The following is a 17530-nucleotide window of genomic DNA, read 5'->3' as shown; positions in this document are numbered from 1 at the left end:
TTATGGAAAATAAGCCATAATTTCCCCATCAGGTGAAATGTCTACTCGACTCAATAGAAGATTTCGAACCATATCCTTCTTGACCTGCCTTTTCATCTCTTCAAATCCATGATAGGCTTCTTGATAATACTCGACAATAGGATTCTTTTGAGCAGCTGATTGCCCACCGATTGCTAGACTCAATTGTTGAAGGTAGTCTACCTGCTCTACCCAGTTATCATCTATTGCTTTTAGCAATGCTAAACGCTGAAAATCTGAAAAGAAGTCATGAGTTTCCAGAATCGTTCGTTTCTCTTGTAGACTCTTTTGAACGGTTGTCTCCAGAACTAGCTTGATTGCATCCTTATCCGTCAGATCTAACTCTTGAGGAACTGCATGGTAAAGAAAACTGATATTTTTAACGATAAAATGATACAGTTCTTCTCTACTTTCAAAGGGTTCTTCTGCCAAGCTTTTTCTTACGAACTCATCTAGCACATCTACAACAAAACCATCAAGATCCTCGGTTCCATCAATCAAGCGATTTCTTTGACTATAGACCATCTCTCTTTGGATATTCATACTCTCAGCATACTCTAAGGTTTGCCTTCTTGATGATCTAGCAGCGCTATCGCTTGCCTTCTGCGCTTTTTCTACTAATTTCCGATAGCGTCTTCCTTCTAAAAGTTCTGGGCTTATCTGTTTATTTACTGTATAGTCCTTATACATCTTATGGACCCAAGAAGGTCCATACTTCTTGATCACATCATCTTCCAGTGAGACAAAAAATTTCGACAAGCCAGGGTCTCCCTGTCGACCAGAACGTCCTCTAATCTGTAAGTCAATACGTTTACTATCCATCCGTTCTGTACCAATGACAACTAGACCACCCAGTTCAGCAACTCCTGGACCAAGCTTAATATCAGTCCCACGACCAGCCATAGAAGTCGCAACTGTCACGGCTCCCATACGACCTGACTCTGCAATCATCTGAGCTTCACGCGCTGCATTATGGGCATTTAAAACGTTATGAGCAATTCCTTCACGTAATAATAGAGAGGAGTAGAGTTCCGACATTTCTACTGATCCAACAAAAATCAATAAAGGATTACCCTTTTCATGATAATATTTAATCTCAGCAAGCGATGCATACACTTTCTCAGGTAGGGTAACATAGAGATTGTCTGGATAATCAATTCGCTGATTCGGACGATTTGTAGGGATTCGAATGACTAACATGCCATAAGTTTCTAAAAACTCTTTCTCTGCAACCTTTCCTGTCCCAGTCATCCCAGAGATTTTTTTAAACTTCTTAAATAAGCTTTGGTAGGTAATGGAAGCCATCGCCCGTGTTTCTTCAGACAAGGGAACATGCTCTTTTGCCTCAATGGCTTGGTGTAAACCACCCTGTAATTTGGTCATTTCTAATAAACGACCTGTACTTTGATCTACCAATACGAGTTCTTCCTCTTTCTCACCCTTACGGATGATATAGTCTTTATCCCTTTTAAATAAGGTATGAGCTCGTAAAGCAAAGGTCAGGTGTCTTGCTAGTACGCCATGTTCTTCAGAATAGAGGTTATCAATACCTAAAAAGCTCTCCGCAGTTTGAGCGCCCTTAGTAGTGAGCCAGACTTCTTTTTTCTCTTCTTTAAAGATATAGTCTTGACCCTCAACTAGAGTTGTCATCAAGGTGTCAATAATTCCATAAAAATTGGATTGAACCCTAGGAGAACCTGAAATGACCAAGGGAGTTTGAGCACTATCCAGCAAGACTGAATCTACCTCATCTACGATAACAAAGTTAAATTCGGGCATGTACTTTTTATCTTCACTAGAGGCTAGATTATCAATCAAGTAGTCAAAACCAAGACCACTGTTTGTCGTATAAACAATATCCGCACTATAAATTTCCCGCTTATCTTCAGGCGTTAACTCTTCATCATCGTCTTCAGAAAAGGGAATGCGAATGGTCAAACCTAAGAACTCATAGACTTGTCCCATCTCCTCTGCATCACGCTTGGCAAGATAGTCGTTAGTCGTCACCAGCATAACACCTTTTCCCGATAAGGCATTGAGATAGACTGGCATCGTAGCGGTCAAGGTTTTACCTTCACCTGTATTCATCTCCGCAACATTCCCTTGGTGGATGACAATCCCACCCATGACCTGTACATCATAGGGAAACATCCCTAAGATTCGTTTATCAGCCTCTCTGACAACTGCAAAAGCTTCTACTAGAAGATCATCTAAACTTTCCCCAGCAGTTAATCTCTCTTTAAATTCTTGAGTTTTACCTGCTAATTCATCATCTGTTAGCGAGGCCATCTCATCTTTTTTTAGATTGATTTGATGCAAGATTTTTTTCACCTTGCTCAATTGTCTATTATTTTTCCACATCTTGTTCAGAATCGTCCTCTTCTATTGAAAATGAATGAAAGTCAACTGCTTGAAATCCTGCACTCAACAGCTGTACTCTGTAATGATAGGCTTCTTCTGGATAAGTAAAGGTAAAATCAAAGTCTTTTTCAATCACTTGACCAACCTGCTTATCATAACGATCCATAAAGATGAGCCTAAAGTATAAACCATTTTGAGGTTGCACAGTCATACGACTAGACAAACGGTAACGATATCCCCTTTTTAAAAGAGGTAAGGTTGGGGTTAAGCGATTTCCTTGAAAGTTAAAACTTGAGGTCCACTCATGAATCATAGTACCAGAATTCACCATATCATTTTCCAGATAAACATGGTCTCTTGAATAATAGAGGACAATAGAACCAAACAAAAATGTATTTTGCCTCGTATCACCTAAACTAGCTCCCTTAAATTCTCCCCAATATATTTCTTTATTCCGTTTGATCATCATTAAAACTTTCTCCCAAAATCCTGCTCTAAAATCATCTTATAAAAATTCTTGAACCAAGCAGCACTAGTAGTACTATCGTCATTGTGGCGGCCTGAGGTCCCCTTGACCATAATACGAGCCCCCGTATGATAAAGGGCTGCTACTAAATCATCATAGGCATGCGGATCGTAGTCTTCCTCTTTCATATAAGAGAGCCCAAAGATTGTTTGACTAAAATCTGCTTCTTTAAAAGGAGTCCAAAAACGGTCATCTAAGGCTCTCATAGCATCTAAGCTAGCCTCTCCCTTAGAATGATGACGTAAGATATCAAAAGCAGTTGGGAAAATCCCAGGTGCCTCAAGTCGGCCTCTCTCTGCTATCAAGCCCAGATTGGTCAAGGGTTTTGAAACAATCACAGCTTTAGGTTCAAAGAAAGAGCTGTAATACATAGCACCATAGGTCCCCATAGACATGCCCGAAAGGATTAGTTCCTTATTTGAGAATCCTAACAAATCTAAATGTTCTTGAATGACATTTCGAACACCATTTTCGATACTCTGATCACCCAAGTAAAAAGCTCCTCCATCTATCCGAGGATCTTGAAAAAGAAGGAAAGGTGTCCCAAAGGATCTCATCATTCCAAATCCCTCAAATCCTTCCGCTCGACGATAACCAGAAAAGTAGATATTCAACGGTGGCTTAAAGTCTCCTGGATAGAAAAAGTAATTGATTTCCTCACGCTTTTCATTATGAATGATTCCCCCACCAAGAACATATTTACCAAATTGGTAGCGCGTCAAACGCTGGTGAAGAGCTCCTATTTTCAGACATCCTGCTCCTCTAGCTTCTAAAGAGATACTGATAAATGAAGAAAAGTCATCATCCAGTACAAGGGCAGACTTCATATCTTCAACTGTGAAAACTCGTTCTTTAACAAAGTTAGCAGTGGAGCCATCTTGGATATTTCGAACAATCAGACGAATATCACAAGTCCAATCTTTCTCATATTCGAGCCAAAGTTCGACTGGGTTAAATTCGCTAGCTCGAATATTATACTTCCAACTAATTAAGGGGCGAAAGTCTTGACCATACTTTCCTAGGAGTTCTAGATTTTCATAACCGTTATATCGAACCTTTCCCGTAAAAGCAGGATTGACAATCATATCAATTGGAACTAACTTATCTCCATACTGCCCTCTAAACAGGGCCTTAGATAAGAGTCGCAAAAGTTCTGATGGGTTTGAAAAATCTGTTGCTTGAGCACAGGTTTTTTTCAAAAAATCTTGAACATCTTTTGATTGAGGCTTATCTGTATCAGGGTAGAAAATCGTATAAGGAGTCAGCTTTCTGATCAAAGGAATCAAATCCGATAAATGTTCAGGATTTTCAACCAAAATAGCTGAAAAAGTTCTTAAGCCTTCCATTTTCATGACCTTCTTTATGGCAGTCGTTGATCTCGGCCAAAAGAAATGCCAGTCCATATTTTCAGGAAGCTCATAGATATGGCTCCAGTTTCTGCTACCTATCTGCAAAATCTGTAATTTATTGCTCACCCTTTGCCTCCTCTAACCATTTTTCCCACTTATCTACAAATTGATCACCTGTATTTTGTCGAATCTTATCAATTGAATAAATTAAGGCTTGATTCCAATGTTTCAGGGTATCTAAGAAATAGTGCCCAGCTTTACTAAACTCCGATAAATCCGATAGGATATACCCATTTTGTAAATGGGTAACATATTCTGACTCGTGTCGGTTGATTTGAGGGATTCCTGCGCTAATCCCTGCAATCTGTGTGTAAATATTAGCGACTGGATTCAAATCAACAATTAAACGAGTATACTCTAACTCACGAATTAAGCCCATCTCATCATTTAGATTGATAATCTTAAAGCGATAATCATCTCTGGTATTTTCTTCTAATGTATTTTCTGCATCAGATACCACAGAATCCTTTAACAGATCTCTTAGGTTAAGACGTTCAAGAATGAGCGAATCGAGTTGCTCCTGCAAAGCTTCAATTTGATAACCTTCTGCATTGAATACTGAAAAAACAACCTCTGTCAAGGGATTTTTCGAAACAAAATGCATGATTTCATACAGGACTTCTGGATCTTGTTGCATCTGTATATCTAATTGGACATAAATTTTTGATTCTTTTAATCGTTGGCTAATCCCTAATTTTAAGCGCGTATCAAATGACGGTAAATGATGCATTTTAGAAGCAAATTGGGGATAGGTCTCTTGTAATCGCTCAAGAAAATCTTTCCGATCACTAATCAACATTCTAGACTGTTCTACTACCTGGCAATGAGTTTGTAAATCATCTGCTTGATTTCTTTCAATAAAGAAACTTATAATTTTAGGAGCTTCTTTTGGTAATTTTTCTAACAATTGATCTTGAAACTTGGTATTAGCTGCCAAAACAAATGAATCTCCAACTTGATAGTCTTGATTTAAAAATTTTGTTAAGAATTCCCAAATAACTTCATCTATACTCTCATAAGCTAATTTTTCAAAACGATAGCTTAGCGCTGGGTTTACCTTTACAATTGACTCTTCCCCCTGCAAGTTTTCCCTAAGTTGCCACTGGCCTTTTGCATTGTAATAATAGCGAGTAGCTGGCTTCTGATCCTTAAACTCTACAAGACTAGATAAAAAGCCACGATCATCAAAATAACAAATAAAATCAACTTGGTTATCCTTAAAATACGTGATGTAGCTGATAAAGCCTTCTGAACCATATTCAATTTCAGCATAGAGTTCTCCTTGTTGCTTAACTACAACTACAAAAGGAGTATAGATAAAATCACAATCTTCATCCCATGCTAAATCCTTTAATTGTAAAGGATGCATCTCCTCAGCTTCAATATTTTGAATAGCATCAAAAACGGAGAAAACATCAGACTCCAATAAATCTTGTCTGTGTAACAAATAGCGTAGATGAGGATGATAAGTCAACCATAGCATCTTAGATTCTAATTCTTGGCGTTTAAAGATACGAATTTGGTGTAAGATATCATCAAATTCTAAGCGATAAGGAGTCCTATACCAAGGCACAATATTTGCTTGCCATGATGGATTGTTGCGCTCCAAAAAAGGAATGAAATAATACATATATTCTCCTCACAATTATGAATCAATTTCTAAGAGTGGTCTATAATTCTCATTTAAGGTCAAAGCATCAATTTCTTCCTTGATATTAAACACCATTCCATTAAAAATCAAAAATAAACCTGGAAGCATCGTTAGTTGCATATAGCGTGGATCATATAATACAATCAACATTGGTAATCCTGCCATAAGAACAGTATAGGTCGAACCAATTACTGCAAAACGTAAGATCAGCCAATTGATATAACGACTTGTTTCTTCTCCAGGATAGATATTATAGATATACTCTCCAGATTTTTTCATCTTCTCAGCGATTTCTTCTCCATTCATATTAACAAAAGAGAAAGCAAGTCCCAATATAAATAAAACAACAATATAAGTGAAGATCCAAATTGGCTGACCAATTGCAAAGCGGCTAATCCACTCTCCAATCCACGATTCTTTCGGTAAAACCATCTGAAGAAGCAACAAGCTATATTGTGGGATGGATACCAAGGACATCGCATACATAAAAGGCATTCCTCCAGCTGGGTTTAGCAAAATATCCAAATAAGAATAACGCTTAAAACGATTATGAATCATAATCTTATTAACAGGAATTCTATAACGTGCTCGCTGAACTCTGACTACAATTGCTAAAAATACGATGGAAAGTATTAGAAGAGCCATAATCAATACAGGACTAACCTGTAATTCTTTTATACTATTTAGGATGTTTTGTGGCATACTAATAACCATGCTGGACATTAAGATAACTATAGAACCCCCTATCCCAAACAAAGAATTCAGATCCGATAACCAAACCAAGAAAAAGGTACCCGCGATCAAGAGTAGAACATTCATTGTCAATACCAGTCCATAATTAACCCCTGACTGAATAGGGAGATTAAGAGTAATAGCTAATGCTTGGATTAAAGCAATAACAAACGTTAGAATCATTTTCCCACGATCTTGAATTTCAATTGGTAAATTTTGAAAACCTAGTTTCTTAGACATACTAAACATCTGCCATAAAATCATCGCCGACATCCATGGAGATAGTCCAACTGAAAATAAGGAAAGACTCCGAAGGTTGCCACCTGTCATAGCAGTAGAAAATGCTAAGAAAGCAGCAGTTCCACCCAAAAAACTCGTGTCATTAACGTTTACAAAGGGAAGGGTCAATCTACTTCCTAGAACATAAATGAACAAGAAAGAAATCGTCCACAGGACCCGTTTCACGACAACTGATGTCAATTTTATCTTCAATTTTTTCTCCTACTTATTCGATTGATGGGATATTTTGATAAACATAGCTGAATCTATAAATTAATCCTTTGCCAATAATGGCATTCCCTCATCCTAATGGATGAGGGCGATCCATAACTATCATGTTCTAGATATCCAAAACCTGCATCACTGCATCAATCAATAATTTTTTTGTAAAGTAGCCTTGTTTCAAGGCATAACTAACTTTGTATATATTTTCAACCATCTGTTGATAAGTTTCTGCTGTAGTTTCTTCTACAAGACGACTGGCTTCTTCCAAACTATCTACTACATAACCTAAGCCTTTTTCCTTTATGAAACTGGCATTTGAGAGATAGGATGGTACTACTACTGGAATTCCTGCTGCAAGATAAGTGCTGACTTTATGAGAGATATTCAATCGATAATAGTCTGCCTCATCAGCTGGATTTTCACTTGTTCCCCATACTAAGCCAAATCCACCATCTGACAAAGCAAAAAGCAACTCTGGATCTGTTTTCCAGCCTTTAAAAGAAACACTTGGATTATGATTTTCCTGATTAGACTCGGAAAAAATATCGAGAGGTGTTGTATGAGTCCAGTTGGATATGTGTTCAAAGCGCTCCACACTACCTGCAAAAGATAGTTTTTTCTGAAAAACTGGTTGTCTCAAAGGATATTCATGAACATGATCCCACATACCTTGAATAATAATTTTTTGAACCGTTAATCCTTCCTGAATCAGGCGTTCTTTCATGTTTTCTGAAGGAACAACTACTAGATCCGATTGGTTGTACATCTCAATGTACTCAGGCATCAAATAATAATTTGATGGAAACATGAGCGGTGGTACGTCATGGATAAAGGTAATAATTTTCGTGTTTAAAATCTTACATTTCCTGATAAAGGCCTGGTCATACTCCCTACCATTCCATGTAGGAGATTGATAAACAACGATATCCCCATAACCCAGCTTAGCTAAAACGCCATCTAAACGGCTATTCAACTCGCCTTGACTATCACTATAGATATTGTAAAAGTAAAAGCTAAGCTCGTGAAAGTCTAACTTTTTTGCAATTTTAACGGTTTCATTCTGGGCGATCAAGGCTGTACTCTGACCAGACATACCGTAAATATTTGTAATATTAATTTTCATTTTGAATCTCTAATTTAGTATTTTTTAAAACAAACCACTCACAAACTTAAAGTTCCTTCAAAAAATCGACCATAGCCTGAGGATTATCATGAGGAAATACTTGATCTACATGATAAGGATTGGCCACATTATCAAACGCTAAAATTGTTTTCTTAGCTTCTTGCACCCATTCTAAAACATCAGGAAATTTAAACTCATGATTGATATCCAGATAAACATCACATTCTTCAATCATTTTCCTGCACATCCACCTCATAACAGTTGGATGCAACTTAATATTCTCATAACTGGCTAGACTTCTGAGAATTTCTCCCATATCCGTAAAAGTTAAAATATGAATATCATACTCAGGTAAATGTTTAATCAGATAATCAATTTGTTCTAATTGCTGACTGCCTGTAATGATCAATGCTTGATATTTAGCTTTTTTCACGACAAGTTCTTCTTGACTATTTATTTGAGACCACTCTAGTTGATTATATTTCCACCAAACTTCACGTAGGCGACCTACCGAATAAGTATTCCAAGGTTTATCGGCAGACAAATAATGAACAATCGCTGGTAATGGAGTCAAAGGCAATTCAAAAATAAAATATTGCCCCCGACTATCAGCCAACTGATCATATCCAATCTGAAAATTATAGGTATCATCTAATAATACATAATTTTCTCCCATCACTAGATTGAGAACTGTTTGATCAGCTTCAAGTAAGTGTTCATGTTCTCTTTCAGTAATGTTAATGAGTTCCTGCTGGATTCCCTTATCCTTCCAATACGCATTATTGATCAGTAACACTCCTGCATTAAATCTGTCTTCTAAACCATATATGATTTTTGCAGCAGCTAGAGGTTTATTGGTTAAATCAATAGAAAATAGATCTGTCAAATCACGTGTAACTACTAAGTCACAATCTAAATATAAAACAATATCTTCTGAAACAAAACTCGGAATAAAATAACGAGCAAAGGTCATAAAGTTTATGTGCTGCCCAACAGGTGGTAGGCTCCAATTTCGCATATTACCTTCAAACAACTTGATATCAACTATCTCACTATTTCGGTATGCCATTTTTTCCCTGATGAAGACAAACCATTCTTGGGGAATATCCTGATTAAAAATATAAATCTTGACATCACTATTATGATAGCAAATAGATTTTAATGTTGTTTCAATCTGTCGAATATAACCGTAATCTCCAGCTAACACAAATACTTTTTTATTCATTCACTACTCCTTGACTATAGCTTCACGATGATAGATGCATCATAAGCCGCATCGGCAACTAGCTGAATTTCTTGATCAAAATTATGCTCTGCGGTATGCTTGTGTGAGAATTTCACTTTTGAAGTTGCTCCCATCTTAAACCACTCATATTCGGAATCAATATGACCTAAATCAATCGCTTGTATGCCTTTTTTGCTTAAGTGATACGCTAAAACCTTGGCTGTAGGTCCAAGCATCAAGAATACTAATTTACCAGCCGCATGCTTTTCAATCGCTTCTTGAATATCCTTAACCTTACTGTAGGCATTTCTAGAAGGGCAGATAATCCGCTCAACTGACTGAGCATTGTCAAAAAGGTCATTACCAACTCCTGAACGTGAATTTTCACCTTCGACGATCAAGATATCTCGTTTATCCCAAAGTTTCTTTAATTTTTCAAAGTGGGTTACCGAAGCAGACTTATCTTTGAGGTCCATATAAGGACGAGATATAAAAGTAGAACCATAGAAACTTGCTGTACAAAATCTATGATAAGCTTCTTTATAATGCTCTAAATGTTTTTGCCAAAAATCGACTGCTTCAGGATTGTAGCGTTCCAAACCTTCAAAAACATCAGAAAGACAAACCAGCAATTCTGGAGAGCTTTCTAGTTGGATCATACTTCTAAGCTGTTCTGCCAATGTCTCATCGTAGTCTTGATAAGGAATCCCATGCCCCATCATAATATCCATTTCCCCATCTCCATAACGAATGACAGAAGAATGGTGCTCCAGTATATAATCAAGACTCTGCTGGATATCCAGTACCTTTGGGTAGGATTGCAGCTTTTTTACAGGTAGCTCTCCATTTTGGCAATAGTTTTCAATAGCTAGAACCATCTCCTCAGGATGTTCTTGGTCATAAAGAAACTGACCTTGTTCACCATGGGCTACACTTTCAAAAGCAAATACTGGTTTTCCAGCTTGTCGAAAACTCCCAATGATCCCATCAACTTCGATATCTGCATTGATATCCAGTAAGATATCACATCGTTCAACCAAACTATCAATCAAAGCTGGTTGTCCGGCAATATCCGCTAAGACAGAGACATTTGGGTAAGCCAGTAAAGCTGTAATACTATCAGCCACCATAACGGGAGCCGCCACATAAAACTTGACATCTGGTAGATGTTCAATCAAGTAGCCCATATTTCTCAAGTCGCTTGAGAAGGTATAGACTAGAGCCGAATGTTGAACCCCTGTATATTGACTCACCTGATCTTTTGTCAGACAAGGCGTCATCTGACTCATATCCGACCACTCTTGAGCGTTATAATACCACCAAACATCTCGATAGATGGAGCGTTCATACAATCCCCATGGTTTTCTCTCTGTCAAATAATGAATAATCGGTGGATAAGTCCCAGGTTCTGGTCGATAATCTGAAAAATGTGTGTGCAAGGTAATACAGTTATATTTAAAGTCTAAAGCTAACCAACGGTCTTTAAATAAGATATTCAAGATACTTTGATCATCTTGAGCAACCTTGTCATGCAACTCATTAGTCATTTCAATCAGTTTTTTACGAACTTCTTCTTGCTTCCAAAGGCGATTATTGATAAGTAAGACACCTGCGTTGAAGCTATGCTCATTAAAATATACTTGAGCCCCCAGATCCTTGACTGCTGCCAAAGGATAGTCTCCTAATTCAACATCAAATAGAGGACTTAAGTCTCTTGTAACAACCAAGTCACAGTCCAGATATAAGACCTTATCTTCCTCAACAAAATCCGAAATAAAATAACGTAAAAATGTTGCATAGTGAATGTTGGTCTTATATTGGCTGATATGAGAACTATTGACACGGGCATTGACGATTTCACAGTCTAGCTTCTTTAATTTACGATTGAGATTATAGAACCATTCTGTCGGAAAATCGCTGTTAATCAGATAAAAACGTAGCCCTCGATTATGACAGCAGATTGATTTGATTGTCGTTAATACCTTATCTGCGTATTGGTAGTTGGCTCCTAGTACAATTGCCTTCATGTCCATTTTTTCTTTCTTTAACTCTTTAATTGCTTCTATCATTAACTGTGGAGATTGAGAGGAAACGACTATTTGTTCCAATTGATTTTTGTTGGTCGTATCAAAGGTCAGTACTGGTCTACCTGCACTGGTATAGCGACTGACGATAACGTCCATTGGACTCCCTTTATGAATATCCAGATAGGCGTCTGTCTTCTCAATCATTTCATCAATCACTGCCCCAACCATGCTGGGATATAAGTAAACATTAGGATATTTGTCCAAAGCCATTAAAATGGAACCCATATCTGTATAAGCTCCAATATGGAATCCAACATCAGGTAGAGCTTGGGCTAGTTCTTCAATATACAGAAAATCCTGCGAATCTGTAAATGTAAATAGATTGACATTGTGAAGGTCATAAACTCTCTTGATGGCAAAACGTCCAGCATAATGGTCAGCAATCTGTTCATAACTAACATCCCGAAATGCCCACCATAAATCCCGATAACGATAGCCCATCAGAGTGGACCATGGTTTTCGATAGGTCGTATAATGGATGACCAAAGGTTCTTTATCCAATTCAAAATGTGAATCCCAATGGCTATAGAATGCAATGACATCATGACCAACTTGAAGATTAAAATGCTTATCCAACTCTAGCCAATGATTTTCAAACATCAAATTTAATATAGTCTGATCACCATTAAATCTATCATTGGTTGCAAAATCAGGTGAAGATACGTAATCAATTGTCTTATTTATTAATTTAGTAGTGATATCATATTGTCTCCATTTAGAATTATCAATCAATAACATTCCTGCGTTGAAACCAACACCATCTACATCTCGAACAGCAGCAAGATACTTATCACCCAAATCAATATTAAAGAGTAAATCAAGACTACCATTAATAATCAAATCACTATCCAGATAGAGTACTCTCTCCTCTTCAATATAATGAGGAATGAAATAGCGAGCATACGTAATCGCTGAAATATGTTCCTGGGTTTTCCACTCAGAATCAATCTCTTCATCTATACGAATGTCTTCTACAACACTTCCCAATTTCTCCACTTGTATCTTGAGATCATTGAACCAGTCACTAGGAATATTTTGATGGAGAATATAAATTTTAACATTTTGATTATAATATAGAATAGATTTTATTGTTGTAAGTATCGGGATAAGGTAATTCTTATCTCCTGCAAGAACAACTGCCCTTCTTTCTTCCAAAATATCAAGCCCCATTATCTAATCTCCATTTTCATCATTCGCTAGTTGATGACGAATGCTATTAATCATACTCTCTTTATCCTCTAAACTAAAAACTCGAACGTTTTTATCTCTTCTATGGACAACTGTTTCAAAAGAAAATACCGGTTTTCCTATCTCTAAAGCACGACCTACAATATTATCAACCTCTCCCCAATGATTGATATCTAAGTAAATATCTGCTCTATTTAATAAATCTTCGAGAATATCATCATGATGCACATTAGTATAAATATTCACATTCTCGTAATGATTAAAGCTTTCTAGATAGTCTGAGATATTTGTTTTAGCAGCTATATGAAATGCAACTTCAGGAAGTTCTTGTACAAGATAGTCTAAATGTTCTAAAGTATCTGATGCTGTTAAAGTAAAGGCGTGAAACTGATGCTGTTTTCTAGGAATGATTTTTAAATCCTCTTGAGAAGTAACGATAGAATTAGCTGGTATATCTTTATAAATCAAAGCATTTGCCCCAATAATAACATTATCTCCAATGGTCACACCTTTTAAAATGACAACATTAGTTCCAATCCAACAATTTTTTCCTATAGTTATCTTATCTGTTTTAAACTGAATTTTTTCAATATGGTAATTAGAGTATTTATGATTGTGATCAAAAATTCTCACACCATCACCAAACATCGTATCCTTACCAATTTCAATCTCTTTACCACAACGAATCGTACAATGATCGTTAAAGAAAACTCTATTTCCTAGTATCAGCTTAGCATTATTAGACACTTCTAGACTTACAAATGAGCGAAATGTAACATCTGTTCCTAGTTCAATGCTACTAGTAGGAGAAATCTCTATATGATGAAAATCTCCTAATAACTTTACAGAATCTTTAAAATCCATGTTTATCTTCCACTTCTCTTATTTTATTAATCATTTCTTGAACTTGTTCTACTTTATAGATTATCTGTCCAACTTCACAATATTTTGTATTTTCAAAGGCAAGAATAGGCTTCCCTAATTTAGCAAACTGCTCCAGTATTTCTACATTTTTTTCGCCGTGATTAATATCTAAAAGATTTTGACTTATCTCAATTAATTCTTGCTCAAGCTCTGATAAATCATTAAATTCAGACAAAATAGTCACATTGGGATTAACTATCCTCTTAGTCAATTGATCACTAACTTTGACGCTGGCTACAATTATAAATTGAATTTCCGGTAAAGCTTGAACTAGGGAATCTAATTTCTCAATACGATCCGAAAAAGTATAAATTAAACAAGTAACAGGTAGTTTTTGAGGATAGATATGAGCCTTTTTAAGCGTATGTAAATAGTAATTTTGGCCTAATTCTGTCCACTCAAGATTATGATAATACCACCAAACATTGCGATAAGCTTGAATCCCCAAATTATCCCACGGTTTTCTATTCGAAGGATAATGAATAATTCCAGGATAGTCTTGAGATTTTGGTAGTTTATAATCTGTAAACTGCTTATGACTCACAATATAATTATTATCAAAATCTAACTCTAGCCACTTATTTTCAAAAAGCTTATTCAGCATAAGTTGATCAACCATGTCCACCTTATCATGCAGATCATCAGTTAAATCAATTAATCGTTGATTCATACTTTCTTGCTTCCAAACACGATTGTTGATTAGCAATACACCTGTATTAAACATTTCTTGATCATAGTACACTTTTCGGCCATAATCACGCACCGCAGCTAATGGATAACCTTGTAAGTCAGTCGCAAATAAATCATCTAGATTTTTCGTAACAACCAAGTCACAGTCCAAATAAAGTGCCTTATCTTCTTTTACAAAATCAGGTATAAAATAACACAGAGAGGCTACATAACTAATATCTGTTTTAAAACGTGATATTTGATCAGATGTTACTCGACAATTGATAATTTCCGAATCAAAGTCCCTTAATCGACCATTCAATTGTATGAACCACTCTTTTGGAAAATCCCTATTGATAATATAAAAACGAACTGAACGATTATGGTAGCAAATAGATTTTATGGTTGTCACAACCTGATCGAGATTCGAAAAATCAGCTGCCAGTACGACGGCTTTTTTGTCTTCTTTACTCTGAGGAAGAAGTCTATCCAATAACATCTTTTTCTCTTTTATGTAGTTTAATTCGTGAGAATTAGCTAAACCTCTATTGTAAGCTTCAGAACTGATATAATCCAAACTCATTTTGTATGCTCGCCTATGCTCCGAAAGTGGATATCCTAACGTTGCTAATAAAGATAATCTCTCTTCAATTATATAAATGGCATCTCTAATCCATTCATCTGTCCAAGTATTGGACAAACTTCCCTCACGCACTCTCTATATATAGGCTGATTTATTAACATAAACAACTTTTTCAGAATCTAATAAGGCCTTCAAATTAAATAATGCATCTTCTCCAATTCTATTAATTGGAAAACGCAAATTCGCTATTATTTCTTTTTTATAAATTTTCCCCCAGGGTACAATCAAAGCAGACTTTAACAATTCTTTAGAGTCGTATAAACAAGGTATTATAGACTTATTATCATATACTTTTTCATAATAGTCAGTAGAGATGTGGAAATAAAAAACTGAATTAGACTCATTAAAACTAGTATAATTTCCAACTACAATATCTGCTTGATATTCTATCACTTTCTCATATAAAAACTTAATATAGTTTGGTTCTACCCAATCATCGGAATCAACAAAGGTAACATACGTTCCTGTCATTCGATCCAGACCAGCATTTCGCGTATCAGATACACCACTGTTTTCTTTTTCTATATAGATGATACGATCATCCTGTTTTTCATATTCCTGACAGATTTGTCCCGAGTTATCTGTAGAACCATCATTTATAATGATAATTTCCAAATTTTGATATGTTTGTTCCAAAATACTATCTAAACATTTCTGTAAGTATTTTTCAGCATTATAAACTGGAACAATGACACTAATTAATTCCTTTCCCATACAATCCCACTCCTAATTTTTTTTTCATATCTCTCATACTTTTTTTATGATAAAGACAATGAAAAAGACAACTTCTGCCACCCAATTTATATTGGATATTATAGAAGTTACTTTATACATAGATAGTTATTACATACATTTAATTTTCAACCGCAATATAAACTGAAACTAACTGCCATCGTTTTTCATATCGTGGAAACAACACATATCAACTTAAAGAAGTAGTTATAGAACTTCCTTATGACGATAATCTCTAAGTAATTGAAACAGATTTCTATCATAAATCCTTTATATCTCGATTATCACTTTATATCACTTTTTAACCATAAACATTATTGCTATTGCTTTATTTCAACTAACATTTAATAACCTAATTCTCTTGAGATTTTTCTTATATCATAAAAATCAATAAATATTCTAAACAATACAATCATTTTAAAATGAAAAACTCTACTATATATTATACCATTTTTATGCACTTTCATAAAGTGAGATAACCCTAAGAACCTTATTTTTTCTAACTCTGGCAAAGAATATTGAATTTCAATTGCTTTACGAATAGACAAAAGTTCAATTAGTGGCTCTATAATTTCTGTAGTGGGTAAATCCCCTATGGATCTTATGGAGCCTATTTTTGTGTAGAAAAAAAGTCCCATAAGATCTATAATGAAAAGCAACAAAACAACTCATTAGAAAGATCCATATGGAACAATTACATTTTATCACAAAACTCCTTGATATTAAAGACCCAAACATCAAGATTCTAGACAAGCTTTTGAGCTATTCAGAAGACTTGAAACACCACTACAATGTCTATCAGCTCTTACTTTTTCACTTTCAGAATAAGGAACCAGACAATTTTTTCGGACTTATTGAGGACAATCTAAAGCAGGATCATCCTATTTTTCAGACTGTCTTTCAGACTGTCTTTAAGACATTTCTCAAGGACAAAGAGAAAATAGTCAACGCCCTTCAATTACCCTATTCCAACGCAAAATTGGAAGCGACCAATAATCTCATCAAACTTATCAAACGAAATGCCTTTGGTTTTAGAAACTTTGACAACTTTAAGAAACGAATTTTCATCGCTCTGAATATAAAAATGGAGAGGACAACGATTGTCCTCTCCAGATGTTAGCTTTTTATTCAACCCACTACAGTTGACAAACATACTAAGATTAGTAGTGAGAAAATCTCCGACGGGAGAGAGTACTCACTACTTTTTCTTTATGTTAAAGTAGAGGTGTCTTGTAAAGTCGTAGGGCTCTTGGGCGCTAGACGTCGCTTGACAAACTGGCAAGAGCCTATTTTAAAACTAAAAAACCTGAAAGTTATATCTTTCAGGTTTTTTGATCGAATTAATCAACTAATAGAATCGTTAGAAGATTTATTCTTCATCATCACGTTTACGACGTTTAGCTACTAAACCTAATCCTGTTAGACCTGCTACAACTCCAAGGAGAGCATTTGTAGCTGAAGCCGTTGTTCCAGTATTTGGAAGTTGCTTACGAGTCTTAGTTGTATTAGTTTGAGCAGATTGACTAGTTGAAGTCGAATGAATCATGGACGCGCTTGTGCTTGCTGACTCAGATGCTGATGTTGATGCGCTTGTGCTTGCTGACTCAGATGCTGATGTCGATGCACTTGTTGACGCTGATTCAGACGCTGATGTTGATGCGCTTGTGCTTGCTGATTCAGATGCTGAGGTCGATGCGCTTGTGCTTGCTGACTCTGACGCTGAGGTCGATGCACTTGT

12 protein-coding genes and 2 pseudogenes are annotated in these 17530 nt (G+C 36.0%); 2 read left to right on the top strand and 12 right to left on the bottom strand.

Annotation, left to right across the window (positions count from 1 at the left end; genetic code table 11):
* The 11 genes and pseudogenes from secA2 to HMPREF2805_RS10920 form a co-directional block, all read right to left on the bottom strand.
* Nucleotides 1-2379: an accessory Sec system translocase SecA2 gene (secA2, locus tag HMPREF2805_RS01195; RefSeq protein ID WP_075231048.1), complete on the bottom strand. Its 2379-nt coding sequence runs from the start codon at nucleotides 2377-2379 to the stop codon at nucleotides 1-3.
* Nucleotides 2366-2848, bottom strand: a complete 483-nt coding sequence (gene asp3, locus HMPREF2805_RS01190; protein ID WP_075231047.1) for an accessory Sec system protein Asp3 — start codon at nucleotides 2846-2848, stop codon at nucleotides 2366-2368. The genes secA2 and asp3 overlap by 14 nt, the downstream gene beginning before the upstream one ends.
* A complete protein-coding gene (gene asp2 / locus HMPREF2805_RS01185) occupies nucleotides 2848-4380 on the bottom strand; it encodes an accessory Sec system protein Asp2 (protein WP_075231046.1) in 1533 nt (510 codons plus the stop codon). Before asp2 ends, asp3 begins: the two co-directional genes overlap by 1 nt.
* On the bottom strand, nucleotides 4370-5944 hold the full coding sequence (asp1, locus tag HMPREF2805_RS01180) for an accessory Sec system protein Asp1 (RefSeq protein WP_075231045.1): 1575 nt from the start codon (nucleotides 5942-5944) through the stop codon (nucleotides 4370-4372). The genes asp2 and asp1 overlap by 11 nt, the downstream gene beginning before the upstream one ends.
* Before the next feature lie 15 nt (nucleotides 5945-5959).
* Nucleotides 5960-7189, bottom strand: coding sequence for an accessory Sec system protein translocase subunit SecY2 (gene secY2, locus HMPREF2805_RS01175; RefSeq protein ID WP_083301255.1), 1230 nt, complete (start codon nucleotides 7187-7189; stop codon nucleotides 5960-5962).
* 127 nt (nucleotides 7190-7316) lie between these two features.
* Nucleotides 7317-8324 carry a sugar transferase gene (locus tag HMPREF2805_RS01170; RefSeq protein ID WP_075231044.1) on the bottom strand — a complete coding sequence of 336 codons (1008 nt, stop codon included), beginning with the start codon at nucleotides 8322-8324 and terminating at the stop codon, nucleotides 7317-7319.
* 46 nt (nucleotides 8325-8370) lie between these two features.
* Nucleotides 8371-9549 (bottom strand): glycosyltransferase family 8 protein, encoded by a 1179-nt coding sequence (locus HMPREF2805_RS01165; protein ID WP_075231043.1) that lies wholly within the window; start codon nucleotides 9547-9549, stop codon nucleotides 8371-8373.
* Between the two features lie 14 nt (nucleotides 9550-9563).
* A complete protein-coding gene (locus tag HMPREF2805_RS01160; RefSeq protein WP_075231042.1) occupies nucleotides 9564-12806 on the bottom strand; it encodes an SP_1767 family glycosyltransferase in 3243 nt (1080 codons plus the stop codon).
* A gap of 3 nt (nucleotides 12807-12809) precedes the next feature.
* Nucleotides 12810-13688: a DapH/DapD/GlmU-related protein gene (locus HMPREF2805_RS01155; protein WP_075231041.1), complete on the bottom strand. Its 879-nt coding sequence runs from the start codon at nucleotides 13686-13688 to the stop codon at nucleotides 12810-12812.
* Nucleotides 13678-15774 (bottom strand): annotated as a pseudogene (locus HMPREF2805_RS01150) (glycosyltransferase). Before HMPREF2805_RS01150 ends, HMPREF2805_RS01155 begins: the two are co-directional and overlap by 11 nt.
* 362 nt (nucleotides 15775-16136) lie before the next feature.
* Nucleotides 16137-16430 (bottom strand): hypothetical protein, encoded by a 294-nt coding sequence (locus HMPREF2805_RS10920; protein WP_148131569.1) that lies wholly within the window; start codon nucleotides 16428-16430, stop codon nucleotides 16137-16139.
* Between the two features lie 95 nt (nucleotides 16431-16525).
* Here HMPREF2805_RS10920 and HMPREF2805_RS01145 point away from each other — a divergent pair.
* Nucleotides 16526-16912, top strand: a pseudogene (locus tag HMPREF2805_RS01145) (transposase); the annotation flags it as partial.
* A gap of 249 nt (nucleotides 16913-17161) precedes the next feature.
* Here the strand turns inward: HMPREF2805_RS01145 and HMPREF2805_RS11440 are convergent.
* Nucleotides 17162-17338 carry an LPXTG cell wall anchor domain-containing protein gene (locus tag HMPREF2805_RS11440; protein ID WP_075231039.1) on the bottom strand — a complete coding sequence of 59 codons (177 nt, stop codon included), beginning with the start codon at nucleotides 17336-17338 and terminating at the stop codon, nucleotides 17162-17164.
* On the opposite strand from HMPREF2805_RS11440, the gene HMPREF2805_RS11435 reads away from it, so the two are divergent.
* Nucleotides 17337-17530: hypothetical protein (locus HMPREF2805_RS11435; protein WP_261676134.1), on the top strand; the 194-nt coding region annotated here is incomplete at its 3' end. The genes HMPREF2805_RS11440 and HMPREF2805_RS11435 overlap by 2 nt on opposite strands.

The sequence above is a fragment of the Streptococcus sp. HMSC034E03 genome (genome assembly GCF_001811505.1).
In the GTDB taxonomy this organism is placed as follows: Bacteria; Bacillota; Bacilli; order Lactobacillales; family Streptococcaceae; genus Streptococcus.
This window is presented reverse-complemented; position numbering and strand designations above follow the sequence as displayed.